This window comes from Mesorhizobium sp. M7A.F.Ca.CA.002.09.1.1, from assembly GCF_003998555.1.
Classification (GTDB): domain Bacteria; phylum Pseudomonadota; class Alphaproteobacteria; order Rhizobiales; family Rhizobiaceae; genus Mesorhizobium; species Mesorhizobium ciceri.
This window is the reverse complement of record NZ_RZRR01001551.1, coordinates 1-529: the sequence shown is the minus strand read 5'-3', so window position 1 is coordinate 529 and position 529 is coordinate 1. Positions and strand designations below refer to the sequence as shown.

Annotated in this window: 1 protein-coding gene; it reads right to left on the bottom strand. The window is 63.3% G+C overall.

Going from position 1 to position 529, the window contains the following annotated elements; genetic code table 11:
- A partial coding sequence (locus EN994_RS34605; protein WP_127308309.1) for a phosphodiester glycosidase family protein occupies nucleotides 1-529 on the bottom strand: 529 nt, incomplete at both ends.

Sequence of the window (529 nt, the reverse complement as noted above, 5' to 3'; positions counted from 1 at the left end):
GCCATCCTTTCGCACCCCGACACCGTCGCGGGTTTTCCGCGAAGTGCCGTCGGCCTGGAATTTCGGATGCAGCTTGCCGTCGATCACCAGCATCGGCCCCGATTGCGTCGCATAGTCGACGGTCGGGCGCCTCTTCACGAAGTCCCTGGTGGCGCGGACCGCGGCCCTGCCGTCGCGTATGTAGAAAATGCCGTTTGGCTGCAGGGAAAAGTTGCCGCTTCCCGAACCCGTTTTCACCGACGCCATCTCCTGGCCGCGCTCGACATAGAGACCGACCGGCGCGAGGTTCGGGTGATACATGCCGGCATTGATGCCGAACAGCATCGTGCGCCCGATCGCCTGTTGCGCGGCATGCAGATTGTGCAGCGACTGAAACGGCTTGCCCGCCGCATCCTTCCAGAACAGCTCGAGCTGATATCGTTTCGGATCGACCTCGCAAACGAGATAGCTGGTCGCCTCGAAGGTGAAGTCCCGGCATGGTGGCAGCGAGACAACCCACTGGCCGAACGACCCGCCAAGCGCCGCCACC